Source organism: Bradyrhizobium sp. ISRA442 (assembly GCF_038085055.1).
Taxonomy (GTDB): domain Bacteria; phylum Pseudomonadota; class Alphaproteobacteria; order Rhizobiales; family Xanthobacteraceae; genus Bradyrhizobium.
Genome location: NZ_JALGCN010000013.1, coordinates 37,658 through 56,465 on the forward strand (window position 1 = coordinate 37,658; position 18,808 = coordinate 56,465).

Annotated in this window: 17 protein-coding genes and 1 pseudogene; 6 read left to right on the plus strand and 12 right to left on the minus strand. The window is 65.1% G+C overall.

The window, feature by feature from the left end; genetic code table 11:
• Window positions 1-93: 93 nt before the first annotated feature.
• Window positions 94-921: an FAD binding domain-containing protein gene (locus tag MTR72_RS25350; protein ID WP_341511436.1), complete on the plus strand. Its 828-nt coding sequence runs from the start codon at window positions 94-96 to the stop codon at window positions 919-921.
• Window positions 918-3,638 carry a molybdopterin-dependent oxidoreductase gene (locus MTR72_RS25355; protein ID WP_341511437.1) on the plus strand — a complete coding sequence of 907 codons (2,721 nt, stop codon included), beginning with the start codon at window positions 918-920 and terminating at the stop codon, window positions 3,636-3,638. Before MTR72_RS25350 ends, MTR72_RS25355 begins: the two co-directional genes overlap by 4 nt.
• 81 nt (window positions 3,639-3,719) lie before the next feature.
• On the opposite strand, the gene uraD is transcribed toward MTR72_RS25355, so the two are convergent.
• From uraD to MTR72_RS25375, 4 genes are all read right to left on the minus strand, one after another.
• On the minus strand, window positions 3,720-4,607 hold the full coding sequence (gene uraD, locus MTR72_RS25360; RefSeq protein ID WP_341511438.1) for a 2-oxo-4-hydroxy-4-carboxy-5-ureidoimidazoline decarboxylase: 888 nt from the start codon (window positions 4,605-4,607) through the stop codon (window positions 3,720-3,722).
• 11 nt (window positions 4,608-4,618) lie between these two features.
• Window positions 4,619-5,551, minus strand: coding sequence for an allantoinase PuuE (gene puuE, locus MTR72_RS25365; protein ID WP_341511439.1), 933 nt, complete (start codon window positions 5,549-5,551; stop codon window positions 4,619-4,621).
• Entirely contained in the window at window positions 5,552-5,965 is a 414-nt protein-coding gene (locus tag MTR72_RS25370; protein WP_279375997.1) for a DUF3830 family protein, read from the minus strand.
• A 92-nt stretch (window positions 5,966-6,057) separates the two neighbouring features.
• Window positions 6,058-6,327, minus strand: coding sequence for a hypothetical protein (locus MTR72_RS25375; RefSeq protein WP_280969542.1), 270 nt, complete (start codon window positions 6,325-6,327; stop codon window positions 6,058-6,060).
• A 231-nt stretch (window positions 6,328-6,558) separates the two neighbouring features.
• On the opposite strand from MTR72_RS25375, the gene MTR72_RS25380 reads away from it, so the two are divergent.
• Entirely contained in the window at window positions 6,559-6,780 is a 222-nt protein-coding gene (locus MTR72_RS25380; RefSeq protein WP_280969541.1) for a hypothetical protein, read from the plus strand.
• A 169-nt stretch (window positions 6,781-6,949) separates the two neighbouring features.
• Here the strand turns inward: MTR72_RS25380 and MTR72_RS25385 are convergent, their stop codons facing one another.
• Window positions 6,950-7,357: a hypothetical protein gene (locus tag MTR72_RS25385; protein ID WP_280969540.1), complete on the minus strand. Its 408-nt coding sequence runs from the start codon at window positions 7,355-7,357 to the stop codon at window positions 6,950-6,952.
• A 292-nt stretch (window positions 7,358-7,649) separates the two neighbouring features.
• Here MTR72_RS25385 and MTR72_RS25390 point away from each other — a divergent pair, with 292 nt between their 5' ends.
• Complete coding sequence (locus MTR72_RS25390; protein WP_341511440.1) at window positions 7,650-7,907, plus strand: DUF2798 domain-containing protein; 258 nt, start codon at window positions 7,650-7,652, stop codon at window positions 7,905-7,907.
• 180 nt (window positions 7,908-8,087) lie between these two features.
• Here MTR72_RS25390 and MTR72_RS25395 read toward each other — a convergent pair whose 3' ends face one another.
• From MTR72_RS25395 to MTR72_RS25410, 4 genes and pseudogenes are all read right to left on the minus strand, one after another.
• Entirely contained in the window at window positions 8,088-8,936 is an 849-nt protein-coding gene (locus MTR72_RS25395) for a hypothetical protein (protein WP_341511441.1), read from the minus strand.
• 179 nt (window positions 8,937-9,115) lie between these two features.
• The gene (locus tag MTR72_RS25400; RefSeq protein WP_341511442.1) at window positions 9,116-10,903 is read right to left on the minus strand and encodes a chloride channel protein; all 1,788 of its coding nucleotides are present in this window, start codon (window positions 10,901-10,903) and stop codon (window positions 9,116-9,118) included.
• A gap of 27 nt (window positions 10,904-10,930) precedes the next feature.
• A pseudogene (locus MTR72_RS25405) lies at window positions 10,931-11,035 on the minus strand (class II aldolase); the annotation flags it as partial.
• Between the two features lie 159 nt (window positions 11,036-11,194).
• Window positions 11,195-11,821, minus strand: coding sequence for a MarC family protein (locus MTR72_RS25410; RefSeq protein ID WP_280969536.1), 627 nt, complete (start codon window positions 11,819-11,821; stop codon window positions 11,195-11,197).
• A gap of 293 nt (window positions 11,822-12,114) precedes the next feature.
• Here MTR72_RS25410 and MTR72_RS25415 point away from each other — a divergent pair, with 293 nt between their 5' ends.
• Window positions 12,115-12,498: an Hsp20/alpha crystallin family protein gene (locus MTR72_RS25415; protein WP_280969535.1), complete on the plus strand. Its 384-nt coding sequence runs from the start codon at window positions 12,115-12,117 to the stop codon at window positions 12,496-12,498.
• Between the two features lie 6 nt (window positions 12,499-12,504).
• Window positions 12,505-14,886, plus strand: coding sequence for an endopeptidase La (gene lon, locus MTR72_RS25420; RefSeq protein WP_445819638.1), 2,382 nt, complete (start codon window positions 12,505-12,507; stop codon window positions 14,884-14,886).
• 235 nt (window positions 14,887-15,121) lie between these two features.
• Here the strand turns inward: lon and MTR72_RS25425 are convergent, their stop codons facing one another.
• The 3 genes from MTR72_RS25425 to MTR72_RS25435 all read right to left on the minus strand — a co-directional run bounded on the left by MTR72_RS25425 (window position 15,122) and on the right by MTR72_RS25435 (window position 18,642).
• On the minus strand, window positions 15,122-15,424 hold the full coding sequence (locus tag MTR72_RS25425) for an HU family DNA-binding protein (RefSeq protein ID WP_280969533.1): 303 nt from the start codon (window positions 15,422-15,424) through the stop codon (window positions 15,122-15,124).
• Between the two features lie 280 nt (window positions 15,425-15,704).
• Complete coding sequence (locus MTR72_RS25430) at window positions 15,705-16,937, minus strand: acetyl-CoA C-acetyltransferase (protein ID WP_341511444.1); 1,233 nt, start codon at window positions 16,935-16,937, stop codon at window positions 15,705-15,707.
• 241 nt (window positions 16,938-17,178) lie between these two features.
• A complete protein-coding gene (locus MTR72_RS25435) occupies window positions 17,179-18,642 on the minus strand; it encodes a GH1 family beta-glucosidase (protein ID WP_341511445.1) in 1,464 nt (487 codons plus the stop codon).
• Between the last annotated feature and the right edge of the window lie 166 nt (window positions 18,643-18,808).

Here is an 18,808-nt window from a genome sequence, read left to right on the forward strand (position 1 = left end):
TCGCGTTGGTCTTGCTACTTGTTGTTGCCACTTGGCGCCGGTCTTGCAAGACTTTCCCACGTAGCAACGCATCCGGTCGAGGCTGGCGTAGCCATGGATTTGAACACCATCACGACGGTGGCCCATCCCAGGAGCCGCGCCCAACTGCCCGTTTGGGCGGCAGGCGATGCTTGGCTCGCGGGCGGCACGTGGCTGTTCTCGGAACCGCAGGTCCACCTCACGCGGTTGATCGATCTCACCGACCTGAAATGGCCTGCGCTGACCGTCACCGACACGCACCTCTCGATCTCCGCCACCTGCACCATCGCCCAGCTCGATGCGCTCGTCTGTCCGCCCGACTGGATCGCGGCGCCGCTGATCAACCAATGCTGCCGCGCTTTCCTCGCCTCCTTCAAGATCTGGAAGACGGCGACCGTTGGTGGCAATCTCTGCATGTCGCTGCCGGCAGGGCCAATGATCTCACTCACCGCGGCGCTCGACGGCGTCTGCACGATCTGGAAGGCCAGTGGCGGCGAACAGAAGATTCGCGTCGTCGAGTTCGTCACCGGTGACCAGCGCAACCGCCTGACAGCGGGCGACCTCTTGCGACAGATCGATATCCCGCTTGCCGCGCTGAAGCGCCGCTCGGCCTTCCGCCAGATCTCGCTGACGCCGGTCGGCCGTTCGGCTGCGCTTCTGATCGGCAGCCTCGATGGCGGCGGCACGCTGACACTGACGGTGACCGCATCGACGGTGCGCCCGATCCAGCTCTCGTTTCCGAAGCCGCCCGATGCGAGCGCGCTTCGCGCTGCGATTGCGGAGCACATCACCGACGAAGAGTACCACGCCGACGTCCACGGCAAGCCGTTCTGGCGCAAGCACATGACGCTGCGGCTCGCCGAGGAGATCCGCGGCGAATTGCTCGAGATGGCGCGGCCATGAGTTACGAGATCAACGGCAAGCCGTTTCCGCAGACGCCGCGCGCCGGCCAGTGCCTGCGCACGTTCCTGCGCGAGCTCGGTCAGTTCGGCGTGAAGAAGGGCTGCGATGCCGGCGACTGCGGTGCCTGCACCGTGCTGCTCGACGGCGAGCCGGTGCATAGCTGCCTGATCCCGGCCTTTCGCGCCGACGGGCGCGCGATCACGACCATCGAGGGGCTTGGCGGTGGTCATGGTACGCATCCGATGCAACAGGCCTTCCTCGATGCCCAAGGTTTCCAGTGCGGATTCTGTACCACCGGCATGATCGTCACATGCGCCTCGCTGAACCAGGCGCAACGCACCGATCTCGGAGCCTCTCTCAAGGGCAACATCTGCCGCTGCACCGGCTATCGCTCGATCGAGGACGCGCTCCTCGGCACGAGCAATGTCGATGAGACCGTCGGCGCCGCGTTCGGCCGCAGCCTGCCGGCGCCCGCCGGCCCCGACATCGTGCGCGGCAAGGCGCGCTACACCTTCGATACCGAGATCGACGGCCTCCTGCATATCAAGCTGCTCCGCTCCCCGCATGCGCACGCCAAGATCGCCGCGATCGACGCGTCCGCCGCGCTGGCTGTTCCGGGCGTACATGCGGTGCTGACACACGAGGATGCGCCGCCGGCGGTGTTCTCGACCGCGCGGCACGAGAAGGACTGGATGGACCCGGACGATACGCGCGTCCTCGACGACGTCGTCCGCTTCATCGGGCAGAAGGTCGCCGCCGTTGTCGCCGAGAGCGAAGCCGCGGCCGAGGAAGGCTGCCGACGGCTCAAGGTTACCTACAACCTCCTGCCCGTCGTGATTGATCCGGAGCAGGCGAGCGCACCGGACGCGCCGATCATCCATCCCGACCGTACGGCTGCAAATCGCGTCGCTGATGCACAGCGCAATATCGTCGCGGAGAGGCACGCGGAGTTCGGCGACGTTGCGGCCGCGCTGGCCGCGTCGGCAGTGACCTATGAAGGCACGTTCACGACCCAGCGCGTGCAGCACGCGGCGCTGGAGACTCATGGCGGCCTCGCCTGGCTGGACGAAGCCGGCGTGCTCAACATCCGCTCCTCGACCCAGGTGCCGTTCCTGACCCGGCGCACGCTGTCGGGTATTTTCGGTCTTCCTGCCGACAAGGTCCGGGTGTTCTGCGAACGCGTCGGCGGCGGCTTTGGCGGCAAGCAGGAGATGTTCGTCGAGGACATATTGGCGCTCGCCGCGCTGAAGACCGGGCACCCTGTCAAGCTCGAGCTCACGCGCGAGGAGCAGTTCATCGCAACCTCGACGCGGCACCCGATGCGGATCCACGTCAAGGCCGGCGCGGACGCGAACGGCGAGCTGACCGCGTTGCAACTCGACGTGCTCTCCAACACCGGTGCCTACGGCAATCACGCAGGTCCCGTGCTGTTCCACGCAGTGTCGGAGAGCCTCGGCGTCTACAACTGCCCAAACAAGAAGGTCGACGCGGTCGCGGTCTACACCAACACGGTGCCGGCCGGCGCGTTTCGCGGCTACGGCCTGCCGCAGTCACTGATCGCGGTGGAAGCCGCGATCGACGAGCTGGCACGACAGCTCGGCATCAGCCCCTTCGACATGCGCCGCCGCAACATCGTCAAGCCCGGCGATCCCATGCTGTCGCCACCGCCGTCCGAATATCACGACGTGCTCTACGGCTCCTACGGGCTCGACCAGTGCCTCGACTTCGTCGAGCGCGCACTGCAGGCGGACGCAGCAAACCCTGATCTGTCGCCGGAGTGGCTGATCGGCGAAGGCATTGCACTGACCATGATCGACACGGTGCCGCCAGCCGGTCACATCGCCGACGCTACGGTCGCGCTCAACGACGACGGCGGCTTCGATCTCACCGTCGGCACCGCCGAGTTCGGCAACGGCACCAGCACCGTGCATCGTCAGATCGCGGCCACAGTGCTTGCGACCACCGCCGACAGGATCCGCCTGCGCCAGTCCGACACCGCCCATGGCGGCCATGACACCGGCGCCTATGGCAGCGCCGGCATCTTCGTTGCCGGCAAGGCGACGCATGCGGCGGCCATGCAGCTTGCGACCGAGCTGAAGGCGGCCGCGGCCGGCGCGTGGCTTTGCGATGCCGGAGGCTGCGCACTCGAGAACGAGTGTGTCGTCAGCGGCGTACGGCGGATACCGTTCACCGAGCTGGCTCGGCTTGCGCGCGAGCGCGGCCGGCCGCTCGCAGCCAGCGGCAATTCAACCGGCACGCCACGCTCGGTTGCCTTCAACGTGCAGGGTTTTCGCGTGGCCGTGAACAAGGGCACCGGCGAACTCAGGATTCTTCGCAGCATCCAGGCAGCAGACGCGGGCCGCGTTGCCAATCCCATGCAGTGCCGCGGCCAGGTCGAAGGCGGCGTGGCGCAAGCGCTTGGCGCTGCGCTCTTTGAGGAGATGGTGATCGATATGGATGGCCGCGTCACCAATCCGAAATTCCGCGACTACCACCTGCCCACCTTCGCCGACATCCCGCGCACCGAGGTGCTCTTCGCCGACACATCCGACACGATCGGGCCGATGGGCGCGAAATCGATGAGCGAGAGCCCCTACAACCCCGTCGCGGCGGCGCTCGGCAATGCGATCGCCGATGCGACAGGCATCCGCTTCACGTCGACGCCGTTCAAGCCGGATCGGCTATTCCCGGCGCTGCGCGAGAAGTTTGGCGGCTAGCACCCGACGAAAAGCAATGCAGCGTCTGCGGCGAACCTGCGCTCCCTCTCCCCGTAAGCGTGCGAGGTAAGTTGGCCGCGCCTAACTTCCGCGATACGTCGCATAACTCCAGGGGGTGACCAGGAGCGGCACGTGATAGTGGCCTTCGGGCTCACTGATCGCAAAGCGCAGCGGGATCTCGTCGAGGAACGGCGGATCGGACGTCGGCACGTTACGCTCGCCGTAATATTTGCCGACCCTAAAGCGCAGCTCATAGCGGCCGATCGGCAACGGACGGCCACCGATCAGCGGATCATCGGTGCGGCCATCATGGTTGGTGACCGCACGCGTGATCACGCGGCTCTCGCCGAGGCTTGCGAGCTCGACCAGATCGACGGCGATGCCGGAAGCGGGCTTGCCGCTGTGATTGTCCAGCACGTGGGTCGAAAGCCGGCCGTGCACCTTGAGCTTGTCATCGGCTGCGACGAGCTGATCGAGCCGCAGCGCGGCGATGCGACAGATCTCCTCGATCGCACGGCGTGTCTCGGTCTTGGCAAGGTTGGACAGCCGCGTCTCGAAGTCGCGCAGGATGGAGTCCTTGGTGTGACGGCGTACGCAGACGATATAGGGGAAGCCGAATTTCGCGCGATAGGCATTGTTGACGCGCTCGAACGCCGCGTATTCCGCCTCCGACAGCCGGTCGAGGCCGGCGCTGTTCTGCTCGGCGTTCGATTCGGCGGTGAGCCCCACCGCACGCTGGGTCTTGTCGGCGAGGTCGGGATGCGCGCGGATCAGCGCAAGCTGCACGTCGGGCGCGGCACCCTGGATCGCCACCTTGATCGCATCGAACAATTCATGGATGCCGGCGAACGGACGGCGCGCGGCCACTTGTTCGGCAATCCACGGTGAATACTCGACGACATTGGCGAGCGCCGCGACGAAGTCGGCTGGGCTCGCGGCATTGAGATCGGGCAGCGCGACCTGCGTCATCGCCTTCTCTCCTAGATCTCGAATGCGCTTTCGGCGAGATTCACGTGCTTGTCGTGCCAATGCTGCGCGATCTGCAATCGCGTCGGCACCCAGACACGGTCGTGTTTGCCGATGTAGTCGAGAAAGCGGATCAGGCCCGCGGCGCGGCCGGGCCGGCCGGCGAGACGGCAATGCAGCCCCACCGACATCATCTTCGGCGCGGTCTCGCCTTCGGCATAGAGCACGTCGAAGGCATCCTTCAGGTAGGTGAAGAACTGCTCGCCGTCCGCAAACCCCTGCGCGTTGATGAAGCGCATGTCGTTGGCGTCCAACGTGTAGGGAATGATGAGCTGCTTGCCGTTCGCGCCCTTGACCCAATAGGGCAGATCGTCGGCATAGGAGTCGCAGACATAGAGGAATCCGCCCTCCTCCATCAACAGGCGGTTGGTGTTGATCGAGGAGCGCCCGGTGTACCAGCCGAGCGGCCGCGAACCGGTGGCTTCGGTGTGGACACGGATCGCTTCCGCGATCTCGGCGCGCTCCTGCGCCTCCGTCATGTCCTTGTGCTCGATCCATTTGAGGCTGTGGCTGGCGATGTCCCAGCCCGCCTCTTGCATCGCGGCGACGATTTCCGGGTTGCGCTTCAGCGCGGTGGCGACGCCGAACACGGTCGTCGGCCACTTCCGTTCGGTGAACATCCGCCACAGCCGCCAGAATCCGGCGCGCGAGCCATATTCGAACATCGATTCGATGTTGGCGTGGCGCTGGCCCGGCCAGGGTTGCGCGCCGAGCACGTCGGACAGGAACGCTTCCGAGGCGCGGTCGCCGTGCAGAATGTTGTTCTCGCCGCCCTCCTCGAAATTGACGACGAACTGCACCGCGACCCGCGCATCGCCCGGCCAGTCCGGATGCGGCGGGTTGCGGCCATAGCCGCGAAGATCGCGCGGGTAGCGGGCGTCTGCCACTCAGACTTCCTCGAAGCGGATTGGCTGGGCACCCTTCCACAGCACGGTCTTGCCGAGCGCGGCGAGATTTTCCAGGCCTGAGGTAAGCGTGATGAAATGATTGCCGGCGAGCTGGCCCATCTTGCTCGCGAAGTGCACGCCGCCATAGGCGAGCAGGATCTCAGTCTCGCTGATGCCACCGGGATAGAGGATGATCTGACCGGGCGCCGGATAGCTGGTGTGGTTCTCGTAGCCGACGCCGAAGTCGAGATCGCCGAGCGGCATCCACACGCCCTCGCCGCTCCAGCGCACATGGATGATGTGGCTCTCGAACGGCATCGCTTTGCGGAAGGCGGCGACGGTCTTGGGCGCAAGCTGCTCCTCGAAGCGGGCATCGAAGGTGAAATCGCCGGCGCGGATAACGAGTTTGCTCATCTCATCTCTCTGGGTCGGAAGGCGCTGGCCCTCCAGTGGGAACTTGCAAGCAAAGAGCATTCCGGAGGGGCTCGCGCAAGTGGCACGGTCCATCATCTGCGGTCATAGGACCAGCCGAAAATCCCGCTTCGCCGCACCTCCGGCTCCGGCTCTGCGGCCGGCTGCGGCGCCTCCTTCAGTTCCGCCTGCGGAGGCGGCGCCGGCAGGTTCTCGCATGTCATGGCATAGACCAGCTTGCCGTCCGCGGTGCGCCCGATCGGGGCGCAAGGATCGGGCCGCGCCGCCGAATTCTTCGGCGTCAATTTGACTTGCGCCGCGGCCGGCGAGGCCATCAAAAGCAGGACCAGCAGATATCTCGACATCGTTGTCGCTCGAAACCTCAGATCGCCCCATTCAACCGGATTGCGTCGGCCAAGTCCATCGACAGCACGGGTGCGATTGCCGAATATTTAGCCGCGACCAAAAACTTTGCTCGCTGCATCGTGATGGCGCCACCCGTAATAGTCGGCGGGACACATCGCCATCTCAGCCGCGACGACGCACGCGCGAGACAATCTGCTCGCAACCGAAGCGTCATTACGGGAGAAACGACGATGCGAACGAGTTTCACGATCATCAGCGCCACGCTGATCACCGCAATCACGATCCACACGGCCGCAGCAGCAAGCGACCGCCACCACACCCGCAAGGCGACACCCGCTCCCATCACCCAGCCGGTGCGCGACTCCAATGCCGCGCTGTGGCCGTCACAGCCGACCCAACCCGACTGGTCGCGCTATGCCAACGGCGCGATGTCGGCACCTGCGGGACGGTGATGTGAGCGGGAATGGCGGCACCACACGCGTAGGGTTAGTTAGCCGACTACGTCCGCCGTAGCTCCACCAGCGAAGGCGGAAGCAGTAACCCACGCTTCCCTCGACGCGGAGAACAAAGAGGTGGGTGATACTAAGCTAACCCACCCTAGGTAACGGGCATCGGCCGAACTCAATAGCCCGGATAGACCGGACCGCCATAATAGCGCGGTCCTCCGTAATATGGGGCCGGAGCATAGGCAGGACCGCCGTAGTAACCTGGGCCCGGACCGTAATAGTAGCGATCCTCGTAATACTCGCGGCGACGGCTCTCGGCGATCGCACCCGCGATGAGGCCCGTTGCCATACCCATGAAGGCGAGTCCCGCGGCACTTGGTCCCCGACGGTAATAGCGGTGACGGCGGGCGGAGCTGAAGTCGGTCGCCGCGGATGCGGCCGGGGTCGCGGCGACCGCCTTGGCCGTCGGCGTGGTTGGCGCGGCAGCGGAGGGCGAAGCGGAGGCCGCAACCAGGGCGAGGCTTGCGAACGCGGCCAGCACGGTGTTGCGGCAAACCTTGGAATTCACGAACCTCTCAGTCATCTGACCGTCCTCTGTTCTCGCCCAAAGCAGAGACCTGCAAACTGCACCTAATGCGCAAACCATTGAGATGGTTTCATCATCGCGGCAATCCGCCGCGCTTTGAACGATTGTAAACCGAATGACCAAGTCCAGCTTGATCGAGTCAAGCTGAGCGGATAATGAACATCCGCGCCGTTTTTCGGTCGCCGTAAGCGTTTCACGTGAACCAACGCATCAACCGACGCGATCGGGATCGATGCAATTTTTCAGGGTTCAACGTGATCGGCGCGTCCTTTTCCCCAGAGAGAAACAGATGATTGCGGTTCGCAAACTGCCGGCGCGCTATGCGCCGATCGTCATGCCATTGGTGCTTTCCATCCTCATGACGGCCGTGGTGTCGATCATTTCGACACTGAGGAGCCTCGGGCCGACGCCTGCCTTCCTGGCCAGCTGGCCGGGCGCCTGGGCGCTGTCCTGGCTGGTCGCTTTTCCGACGCTGCTGGTGGTCCTGCCTATGGTCCGCCGGATCGTGGCGTGCCTCGTCGCGCCCTCACCTCAACCAGGCCAATAGCCGGCGCGGACGGCGCCGGAAGCGGCCCGCCGTCCTGCTTTCATGACAGCTCAACACCTTGGATCGCGATGCTATCCCCAGCGCTCCTTCAGGTGGAGCGGCTGGAATGAGCTTGCGAGCACGGGCGCTCGTCTCCGCAAACCGAGCGGGGCCGAGGCGCGAAAGGAATATCGATCGCGACTATTGCTGTGCGGATTGGAGCTGCACCGGCACCGGCCGTCGCATAGTGGCATGCGGTGACGGCGTTGCCGGCTTGCGCGTGGCGGCCGCAGCCGGACGTGGCGCGGGCACCGGTGCTGCGGTCGCCTTCTGCCCCGCGTTTGGTCGGTCGGGCGCTTTCGCGGCGGTCTCGGGCACGTTGTTGTCGGGCGCCTTGTTGTCAGGCGTCTTGGCAACAAGACGCGCCATTTGCTCCTGCCCCGCCTTCAATTCGTCGGCAAGCTTGACGGTGTCGACGGACATTTGCTCCTGGTTCGCTTTCAATTGCGCCTGACTCGCCTTGAGCTCGTCGATGCCTTGCTGGACGTTCGCGAGATCGCTGGCCATTTTCTGGAGCAACTCCGTCAACTCCGGAGGGAGCGTGGTCCCGGCCGGCGCGACCGCCTCCGGCACGTCCTGAGCGGCCGGCGCCGGTTGCGGCGATGCCGACGGCGCCTGGGCAAGCTGAGCAGTCGGGCTCGGCTGAGCGTCGGGCGCCGGTTCTGCTTGAGCCTGTGACGGCGTCGCAGCGCGCAGCGGTGCCCAGCCCGCGATCATCTGCCTGACCGTATCACCGTAGGATGATTGCGAGATCAAGGCGGCGGTGCCAATCCCCGCTGCCAGCGCCAAGCCGACGAGTCCGCGGAGCGCCGGCCGGCCACGCGGCGGCCGCCTGCGCGCGTCGTCGCGCTCCAGCCTGGAAAGCTGCTCGCTCGCACGCGCGATCTGTTCATCCACGCTCTTGATTTTTTCAAAGGTGTGCGTGAGCTCTTCGTCCATGCGCGCGGACAGCGCGTCACGCGGCTCGATCGGTGTCGTTACGGAATTCATTGGCGCTCCCTGCCCCAGCCCAATGTCGCCCGAAGGCGTCCGTCGCATTTGCGCTTAGCTGATCATCGTCAACGCGATTTGTCGAAAGCAAGACCCCATCATGGAAAGTCTGGGGCCAGCGGGCGAACGAGCGTCGCGGCGCCCCTCCCCTGATACCTATCCTCGAGGCCGCAGAAAGCTTACGACAATGCCCCGAGCACGCCGCGCGTGGCCTTGTCGATCTCCTCGACATAGCGGCGGCGGGCGAAGGTCTCGGTCAAAAAGCCCACCACCTTGCGGCTGTCGGTGGAATCGACGACCGCCAGCATCTCGGCCTCGGCTTCGTCGAACACCGCCATTGCCGACTTCACGTTCATCTCCGGGATCAGCACGATGTCGACGTAGCGGGCGAGCTCGACCACCTGGATGTCGTCGGCAATAGCGTCGAGGTCGCTGGAGAACAGGTCGGGCAGCATGACGAGGCCGACATATTCGTCGGCATTGTTGACGACGACGATGCCGGGGCGCGAGCCGAGCGCGAACTCGCTCCGGGTCGCGGCAATGGTCGTGCTCGACGGCACCTTGCCGACATCGGAGCGCATCAACCGCTCAACGGTGAGATTGCGCAGCCAGCCGACATCGTTGGCGCTGCGGATGGTCTCGCCGCGCAGGTGCAGGCGCCAGGTCGAGAAGGAATGGCCGAACATGAAGCGGACGCAGATCGAGGTGACGATGCAGCCCGCCAGCACCACAGCGGTGACGTCGACATTGCGCGTCATCTCCAGGACGAGAAACGACATCGTCAGCGGCCCGCCGACGATGGCGACGCCGAGCGTCGCCATGCCCGTCAGCATCGCCACCAGCGGGTCGATCGCGAAATTCGGGCTGATCAGCAGCAGCAGTGCGGCGAAGAATTTCCCGATCAGGCTTCCGACGAACAGCGAAGCGAAGAACAGACCGCCGCGGAAGCCCGACGCCAGCGAGATCAGACAGGCCGTCAGTTTCAGGGCAATGATCAGCGCGATCAGGCCGATCGTCATCTCGTGAAAGAGATCGAGCACCATGGCGCCATGGCCGGCCGCGAGCACCTGCGGGGTGACGATCGCAAAGCCGCCGACGATGAGGCCGCCGATCACCGGGCGCAGCCAGACCGGCAGCCAGGCGAACAGTCGCTCGAAATTTGGGGACGAGCGCATCACGGCGATGCCGACGCCACCGGTGACGAGGGCGAGTCCGATCAGCGCAAGATATTGCTCGATGCCGACCGAGCTGACCTTGGGTATTTCGAGAGAGTACGGCGCGCCACCGAGCCACTGCGCGGTCAGCGCACCGGCGAGCGAGGCCGCCAGGATCGGCGCTGCGCTGCCGACCGAGTAGACGCCGACGATCAGTTCGCAGGCATAGAAGGCGCCGGTGATCGGCGCGCCGAACGCCGCCGCGATCGCCGCCGCGGCGCCGCAGCCGACGATCAGGCGCAAATCGTTGCGGCGGAGATTGAAGAACTTGCCGAGCAGCGAGGCGATGCCGGAGCCGATCTGGGTGTATCCCGCCTCGAGGCCGACCGAGGCGCCGCAGCCGTTGGAGATCAGCGTCTGGCTCGACACCACCACGCTGTCGCGCATCGAGAGATTACCGCCGCGCAACGCGTTGGCCTCGATCGGGTCAACTGCGTTCGAGATCTTCATCCGTCGCCGCGACCATTCCATGATGCCGAGCGACAGCCCGCCGAGCGCGGGGGCGATCAGCGCCGCCCAAGGGCTGACACGGGCGTTGGCGGAAAGGCGGACGTCTACGGGGATGCCATAGATCAGGACGTGGGCGATCTGGGCGATCTCGGCCATCAGCGTCACAACTGCACCGGCGAGCGTGCCGATCACGAGCGCGAGCGGGATCAGGTAGAACTCGTTGCTGCGCAGCAGCGCGCGCAAGCGAACCATGACGCGGTTCGAACCCTTGCGATCGACGATATGCTTGATCCGCACGAACACCGACTGCCCCGCCTAGCCTTCGGACATGCCGTGGCTGATATCGCCCGAGGTGCCCTGGTTGATGCCCAGCGCATTCATGGAGGCGTCGATGATGGCCTGTCTCTTATCGAGCTCGTCTCCTGTCATCGACATCTCGCATTTCCGACGATGGGCGCTTGGTAGAGGGGAAGTACGTCAAAGCAATATGGCAGTGCAAGAGAAAGCGGACCGCTCAGCGCATTGTCACGCTGACGGCACTGCAATGGGTTAAAATAGACAATAAAATCAATATATTACCAGATTGGCGCAGGATCAGGGCAAACCCGCCCGGACAGCCGCAATGCCGTTGATGACGAATTGCACCGAATAGGCGGCAAGCAGCATGCCGAGCACGCGTGACAGCACGGCATTGCCGGTGCGCCCGAGCGTCCGCGCGATCAGCGAAGCCGAAGCAAAGCAGAGCATGCAGAGCAGGCACACCGAGAGCACGACCGCGATGATGAGCGCGAGCCTGGCTCCGTAGCCGGCATCGCCCGCCAGCAGCAGCGTGGTCGCGATCGCGCCGGGCCCGGCCATCATGGGGATGGCGAGCGGAAACACCGCGACGTCGGAGGCATGCTCGGAGAGCGCCTTGTCCGCCTCGCGCGCCTCGCGATGCGGACGGTCGCCGAAGATCATCTGGTAGGAGACGCCGAACAAGAGCAGCCCGCCGGCGATCTGGAATGCGGGGATGCCAATCCCGAGCTGGCGTAGCAGCCAGTTTCCGACCAGCGCGATCACCACCAGGATCGACGCCGCGATCAACGGGGCGCGCAGCGCGATAGTCCGCTTGATTTTGTCCGGCATGCCCCCGGTCGCGGCGAGGAAAGCCGGCGCAAGGCCGACGGGATCGACCACCAGCAGCAGCGTCACGAAGGCGGACAGGGCGAAGTCGAGCATGTGTCGGCGTGCTCCTCGGGTGCTGGAACGGTGGCTGGCGGGCTGACTTAGCCCAGCAGAGCCGCTTTGGAAATCAGTGGAGACGAACAATGAGCGACAGCGGAATCGGAATGCTGCTGAGCTATCTCTCGACCAACCTGCTTTGGCTCTGGTTCATCCGAGCGTTCCTGCCCGATGCAGTCTGGTCCCGGTCAGTCAGACCGGGCATACCCTGAACGCGCAATGCTGGATTTCCGGGGAACCGTCCCCATATGCTGGTCTTCCAATCGCAGCGCCTTCCTCAGAGCCTTGCCATGCAACCGAAAAATCCCCTCGACTGGATGCTCTCCGAAGCCTTGGACTCGCTGACCCGCGCCGAGCGGCTGCGCCAGCAGTTTGGCCGTCAGGAAGCTTGCTGGGAACCGCCGATCGACGTGCTCGAGACCGAGCATGAGCTCCTGATCCTGGTCGCACTTCCCGGCGTTAATCCCGACAATGTGGAGACGGTGATCCATGACGGCGCGCTCGTCATCTCCGGCCAGCGCACGCTGCCCTCGGAACTGCGCAATGCTCGCATCCATCGACTCGAACTGCCGCAGGGACGTTTCGAGCGCCGCATCGCGCTTCCGCTCGGCCGCTATGCCATCAGCCGCTTCGTGATGGACGGCTGCGTCGCACTGCGCCTCGCCAAATCCTGAGGTCCGATCATGGCCGAACAGATGAACAATACGCCGAACACCGAATCCGTCAGCATCCCGGATGATGCGCTGATCATCATCCCCGTCCGCGAGATGGTGCTGTTTCCCGGCGCGATCGCGCCGATCGCGGTCGGCCGTCCGAAGTCGGTCGCGGCCGCGCAGCAGGCGCTGCGCGAGCAGCGGCCGATCGGTATCCTCCTGCAGCGCAATCCCGAGATCGACGATCCCGGCCCGGACGATCTCTACCGGGTTGCCACAATCGCCAACATCGTGCGCTACATCACCGCGCCCGACGGGACCCATCACGTCGTCTGCCAAGGCGTGCAGCGCGCCCGCATCCTCGACTTCCTGCCCGGCACGCCATTTCTGGCTGCACGGATGCAGCAGATTCCGGAGCCGGCCGCGAGCTCGCCGGAGATCGAGGCGCGCGCGCTGAACCTGCAGCGCCAGGCAATCGAGGCCGTCGAGCTGCTGCCGCAGGCGCCGCCGGAGCTGGTCACGATGTTCCAGACCACCACGGCGCCCGGCGCGCTCGCCGACCTTGCGACCTCCTTCATGGACATCAAGCCGCAGGACAAGCAGGAGATCCTGGAGACCATCGATCTCGCCTTGCGCGTCGAGAAGGTGTCGAAGCAGCTCGCCGAGCGGCTGGAGGTGTTGCGCATCTCCAACGAGATCGGGCAGCAGACCCGCGCCGCCTTCGACGAGCGGCAGCGCGAGGCGATCCTGCGCGAGCAGATGGCGACCATCCAGCGCCAGCTCGGCGAAGGCGACGGCAAGGCGGCCGAAGTCGCCGAACTGACCGCGGCGATCGCCAAGGCCGGCATGCCGCCGGAGGCGGAGGCGCATGCGAAGAAGGAGCTGCGGCGCTACGAGCGCATGCCGGAAGCTGCCGGCGAAGCCGGCATGGTCCGTACCTATCTCGACTGGCTGATCGAACTGCCCTGGGCGCTGCCCGAGGAGAAGCCGATCGACATCAAGGAAGCCCGGCGCATCCTGGACGCCGATCACTTCGGCCTCGAGAAGATCAAGAGGCGGATCATCGAATATCTGGCGGTGCGCAAGCTCGCTCCCCAGGGCAAGGCGCCGATCCTATGCTTCGTCGGGCCGCCCGGCGTCGGCAAGACGTCGCTCGGACAATCCATCGCGCGCGCGATGGATCGCCCCTTCGTGCGCGTCAGCTTGGGTGGCGTGCATGACGAGGCTGAGATCCGCGGTCACCGGCGCACCTATATCGGCGCGCTGCCTGGCAACATCATCCAGGGCATCAAGAAGGCAGGCAGCCGCAACTGCGTCATGATGCTGGACGAGATCGACAAGATGGGCCGCGGTGTGCAGGGCGATCCGTCCGCCGCCATGTTGGAGGTGCTCGACCCCGAGCAGAACGGGACGTTCCGGGACAACTATCTCGGCGTGCCGTTCGACCTGTCGCGCGTGGTCTTCATCGCGACCGCCAACATGCTGGAGTCGATTCCGGGCCCGCTGCTGGACCGCATGGAGCTGATCAGCCTCGCCGGCTACACCGAGGAGGAGAAGCTCGAGATCGCGCGCCGCTACCTGGTGCGGCGGCAGCTCGAGGCCAACGGGCTGACGGCGGAGCAGGCCGAGATCGAGCCGGAGGCGCTGAAGCTGATCGTCAAGGGCTACACCCGCGAGGCCGGCGTGCGCTCGCTGGAGCGCGAGATCGGCAAGGTGTTCCGCTACGCTGCGGTGCAGGTCGCCGAGGGCACGGTCGCGAAGGTCGTGATCAACCCGACGGATATCAGCACCGTGCTCGGCCAGCCGCGCTTCGAGGGCGAGATCGCGCTGCGCACCAGCATTCCGGGCGTGGCCACGGGCCTCGCCTGGACTCCGGTCGGCGGCGACATCCTGTTCATCGAGGCGACGCGCGTTCCCGGCAAGGGCGGGTTGATCCTGACCGGCCAGCTCGGCGACGTCATGCGCGAGAGCGTACAGGCGGCGATGACGCTGGTGAAGAGCCGCGCCACCCAGCTCGGGATCGAGCCTTCGCTGTTCGAGCGGAGCGATATCCACGTCCACGTGCCGGCGGGCGCAACCCCGAAAGACGGACCGAGCGCGGGCGTGGCGATGTTCACCGCGCTGACCTCGCTGCTCACCAACCGTACGGTGCGCAGCGACACCGCGATGACCGGCGAGATCTCGCTGCGCGGTCTGGTACTCCCGGTCGGCGGCATCAAGGAGAAGGTGGTGGCGGCTGCAGCAGCAGGGCTGAAGCGGGTGATGCTGCCGGCACGCAACAAGCGGGATTACGACGACATCCCGAAGAGCGCGCGGGACAACCTCGAATTCATCTGGCTGGAGCGCGTGGACGAGGCGATCGCTGCGGCACTCGAGCCGGCCGGGGCCAAGGTCGAGGCGGCGGAGTGAGGTGAGATGAACGAACGACTGGAAAGAGCGAGAAAGTCGCGGACGGCGCAGCGCCTGCGCCAATTGGTCGATCGCGCAATCGACCGGCTTCGGGAGGTGCTGCCCGGTGCTCCGCAGCCCCGGCTTCAGCCGGTTCCGGTCCGGGTGAAGCGCCGCAAGGGCTGACCCCTCCGCCTTAAGCCCTCGCGGTCGCCCAAAACAAAAGGCCCCCTCCTTAGAGGGGGCCTTTTCTTTCTTAGGCCACGGCGTCCTTGGCGGCCTTGACCGGGCGGGCGCGGACGATCTTCCGGGCCGGCTTGGCCTTGAACATCATCTCTTCACCCGTGAACGGGTTGGTGCCCTTGCGCGCCTTGGTCGCGGGCTTCTTGATGACCACGAACTTGGCGAAGCCCGGCACCAGGAAGATGCCGTTCTTCTTCAGCTCCTTGTGGCCGACGTCCGTCAGAGTCTCCATGACGTTCTTGACGTCGCGCTTGGAAAGCTCGGTGGCGTTCGCAATCTTTTCGATCAACTGCGATTTGGAAAGTTGGGTTGGCATCGTGTCTCCTCTGATTCGTTGCCGGTTGCATATTAGACCAACCGTTGAAGGCCTAGAGCCTTCTGCACAGTTTTATCGCGAAAATACGGGCTTTTTTGCCCCCTGTGGCAAAAAACCCTGATTTTTAGCCACTTCCGGAGCGGAGGAAGCCTCGGCAGCGGGCTTTTGCCTTGTTTCAAAGGCCCGCACGCCGCCTTGCTAAAGCTGATTCCACGCCTTCGACAAGCGACGACCGGCCTCCATATACGAGGCCGGTCGCGATTCACCCTGGAAAATAAGGCTAGACGCGCTCGATGATGATGGCCGGGGCCATGCCGCCGGCGGCGCACATGGTGACGAGACCGCGCTTGAGATCGCGCCGTTCGAGTTCGTCCAGCACGGTGCCGATCAGGATCGAGCCGGTGGCGCCAATGGGATGGCCGAGCGCGATCGAACCGCCATTGACGTTGACCTTGGCGCGGTCGAGCTTGAGGTCGCGGATGTATTTCTCCGCAACCACCGCAAAGGCCTCGTTGATCTCGAACAGGTCGATATCGTCGATGGTGAGCCCCGCCTTCGCCAGCACCTTGCGGGTCGCCGGCACCGGCGCGTTCAGCATCAACGTCGGCGAGTCCCCCATATTGGCCATCGCCACGACCCGGGCGCGCGGCTTCAGGCCATGCGCCTTGGCGTAAGCGGGCGAGGCCAGCAGGATCGCGGCGGCGCCATCCACGACGCCGGAGGAGTTACCGGCGTGATGCACGAAGTCGATCTTGAGGTCCGGATATCTCTGCAGGATCAGGCCGCGATAGGTCGTGCCCTTGTCGTCGAGCGCATAGTCGGCGATCGCGGGGAATGCGGGCTTCAGCGAGCTAAGCCCTTCCATCGTGGTCTGCGGCCGCGGATACTCTTCATGGTCGAGCGCAAGGCTGCCGTCCTCGCGATGGACCGGTACGAGGCTCTTCTTGAAGTGGCCGTTGGCCATCGCTTGCGCGGCGCGCTTCTGGCTCTCGAGGCCGAGCGCGTCGACGTCCTGCCGGGTGATGCCTTCGAGCGTCGCGACCGCATCGGCGCAGACGCCCTGATGCGACTGCGGATGCCTGGCGCGAAGCCGCAAGTTGCCGGAGTCCATCATCATGGGACCACCGCCGCGCCGGCCCTCCATCGACATCATCTCGCAGCCGCCAGCGATGACGAGGTCCTCCGCGCCCGCCATGATCGAGGCCGCCGCCATGTTGACGCTGGTGATGCCGGAGCCGCAGAAGCGGTCGAGCGTCACGGCGCTGGCGCGCACGTCGTAGCCGGCATCGAGCGCCGACATCCGCCCGAGATCGCCGCTTTGGGTCGCGACCTGCGCGCTGCAGCCCCAGACGATGTCGTCGACATCGGCCGTGTTGATCCCGGTGCGGTTCGCGAGCGCGCGCAGGACGGTTGCACCCAACTGCTGCGGATGAATGCCGGAGAGCGCCCCCTTGCCGGCCTTGCCGATGCCCCGCGGCGTCCTGCAGGCATCGATGATCAGCGCGTCAGCCATGGCGTTACCTCTTAATTTATGGATGTTGAGGGCGTTTTGAATCAGGAGGAGAGGAGAGTCAATGCGAGGGGGCCACGCCCCTTCTGCGTAAAAAAATGAAAAACAACCCCATGCAAAGTAGAAATGCGGCAGCGGGATGACACTTGGCGCATTCGCGAACCAGTTGACTCGTCGGGCAAAACACCTGCATCAATGTATGATCGCGCAATCGGTACGAGAGCTCTCGGGGAGAGGGAGAGAACTACGCCCCCGCCGCATTCTTCGCGATCACGTTGCGGTAGAAGCTTGCACTGAGCTTGGGCGTGCGGACCTGGGTGTCGAAATTAACGTGGTAGAGGCCGAAGCGCTTGTTGAGGCCGAAGACCCACTCGAAATTGTCCATCAGGCTCCAGAGGAAATAGCCACGCACCGGCACGCCCTCCTCCGTCGCGCGCTGGAGCTGCGCGAGATAGTTGCGCAGATACATGATGCGGTCGGTGTCGTAGATCTTGCCGTCGGGCGTGACCTGGTCGTCGCCGGAGGCGCCGTTCTCGCTGATATAGATCGCGCTGGTCTTCCAGATCTTCGCAGCTAACTTCGGCACCCAATAGATCGTCTCGGGCCCGACGCGAAGCCAGTCCGAGTTCATGTGGGGGAACGATTTCGGGATCGGCAGCGGCGCAAAGCCCGCGCCCTGGTCGGATGGCACCACATAGTGCTGCGGCGCGTAGATGTTGAGACCGAGGAAATCGACCGGCGAGGAGATGATCCTCAATTCCGCGTCGGTGTATTTCGGCGCGTTGGGGCCGGCGAATTTCAGGAAGGCGTCGGTATAGCGGCCCTCCATGATGACGTTGAGATAGCCGGCATTGAACTCGCGCAGCGCGATCTCGGCGGCGCGGACGTGCTCGGGCGTATCGATCGCGGGAATGCAGGCGTCGACGTTCTCGGCCGGACCAACGCGCGTGCCGCGGCGGCCGCGGGCACGCACCGCCTGCACGGCGAGCCCATGCGCGAGCGCGCTGTTGTGCCTGATCTGGTTGATCTCGGCTTGCGGCAGCATCAAGCCAGGCGCGTCGATGCCGTTGCCGTAGCCGAAAAAGACGAAACGGCCGCTCTCGTTCAGCGTGAACACGTTGCTGACGCGATCGGTCAGGCGCTCGGCGACATAGGCCGCATAATCGCCGAACGCCTTGCAGGTCTCGGTCGAACGCCAGCCGCCGAAGCGATCCTGGAGCGATTGCGGCAGGTCCCAGTGATAGAGCGTCAGCCACGGCTCGATGCCGTTGCGGAGCAGCTCGTCGATCAGGCGATTGTAGAAGTCGAGCCCCTTCGGGTTCGGCCTGCCGTCGCCGTCGGGAAACACTCGCGGCCAGGCGACCGAGAAGCGATAGGCCTTGCAGCCGAGCTCGCGGATCAGACCGATGTCGTCCTTGTAGCGGTGGTAGTGCTCGTTGGCCCGGTCGCCATTGCTGCCGTCCTCGATCTTGCCGGGGACGCGAGTGAAGGTGTCCCAGATCGAGACCCCTCGCCCGTCCTCATTGACCGCGCCCTCGACCTGATAGGACGACGTAGCCGTGCCCCAGAGGAAACCGGGAGGAAAGCCGCCCGATGCGCGCGGCGGCGCTGCCGGCTTGGCCTCCGCCATCTCCAGCGGATTTGTCATTCCCGCTGCGGACAGCCCCGCGAGTTTCGCGAACTGGCGACGCGAGACGTTGTCCGACATTGATGCTTATCCACTTACCGCTGTTGCGACGGCACAATGGCGGGTCGTGGGACATTTGAGAAGAGAGGCTGCGCGGAATTGAGGATGCAGAATTGCGGCCCGCGGCACACTGCCCTCCCTTCTCCCCTTGTGGGAGAAGGTGGCGCGAAGCGCCGGATGAGGGGTC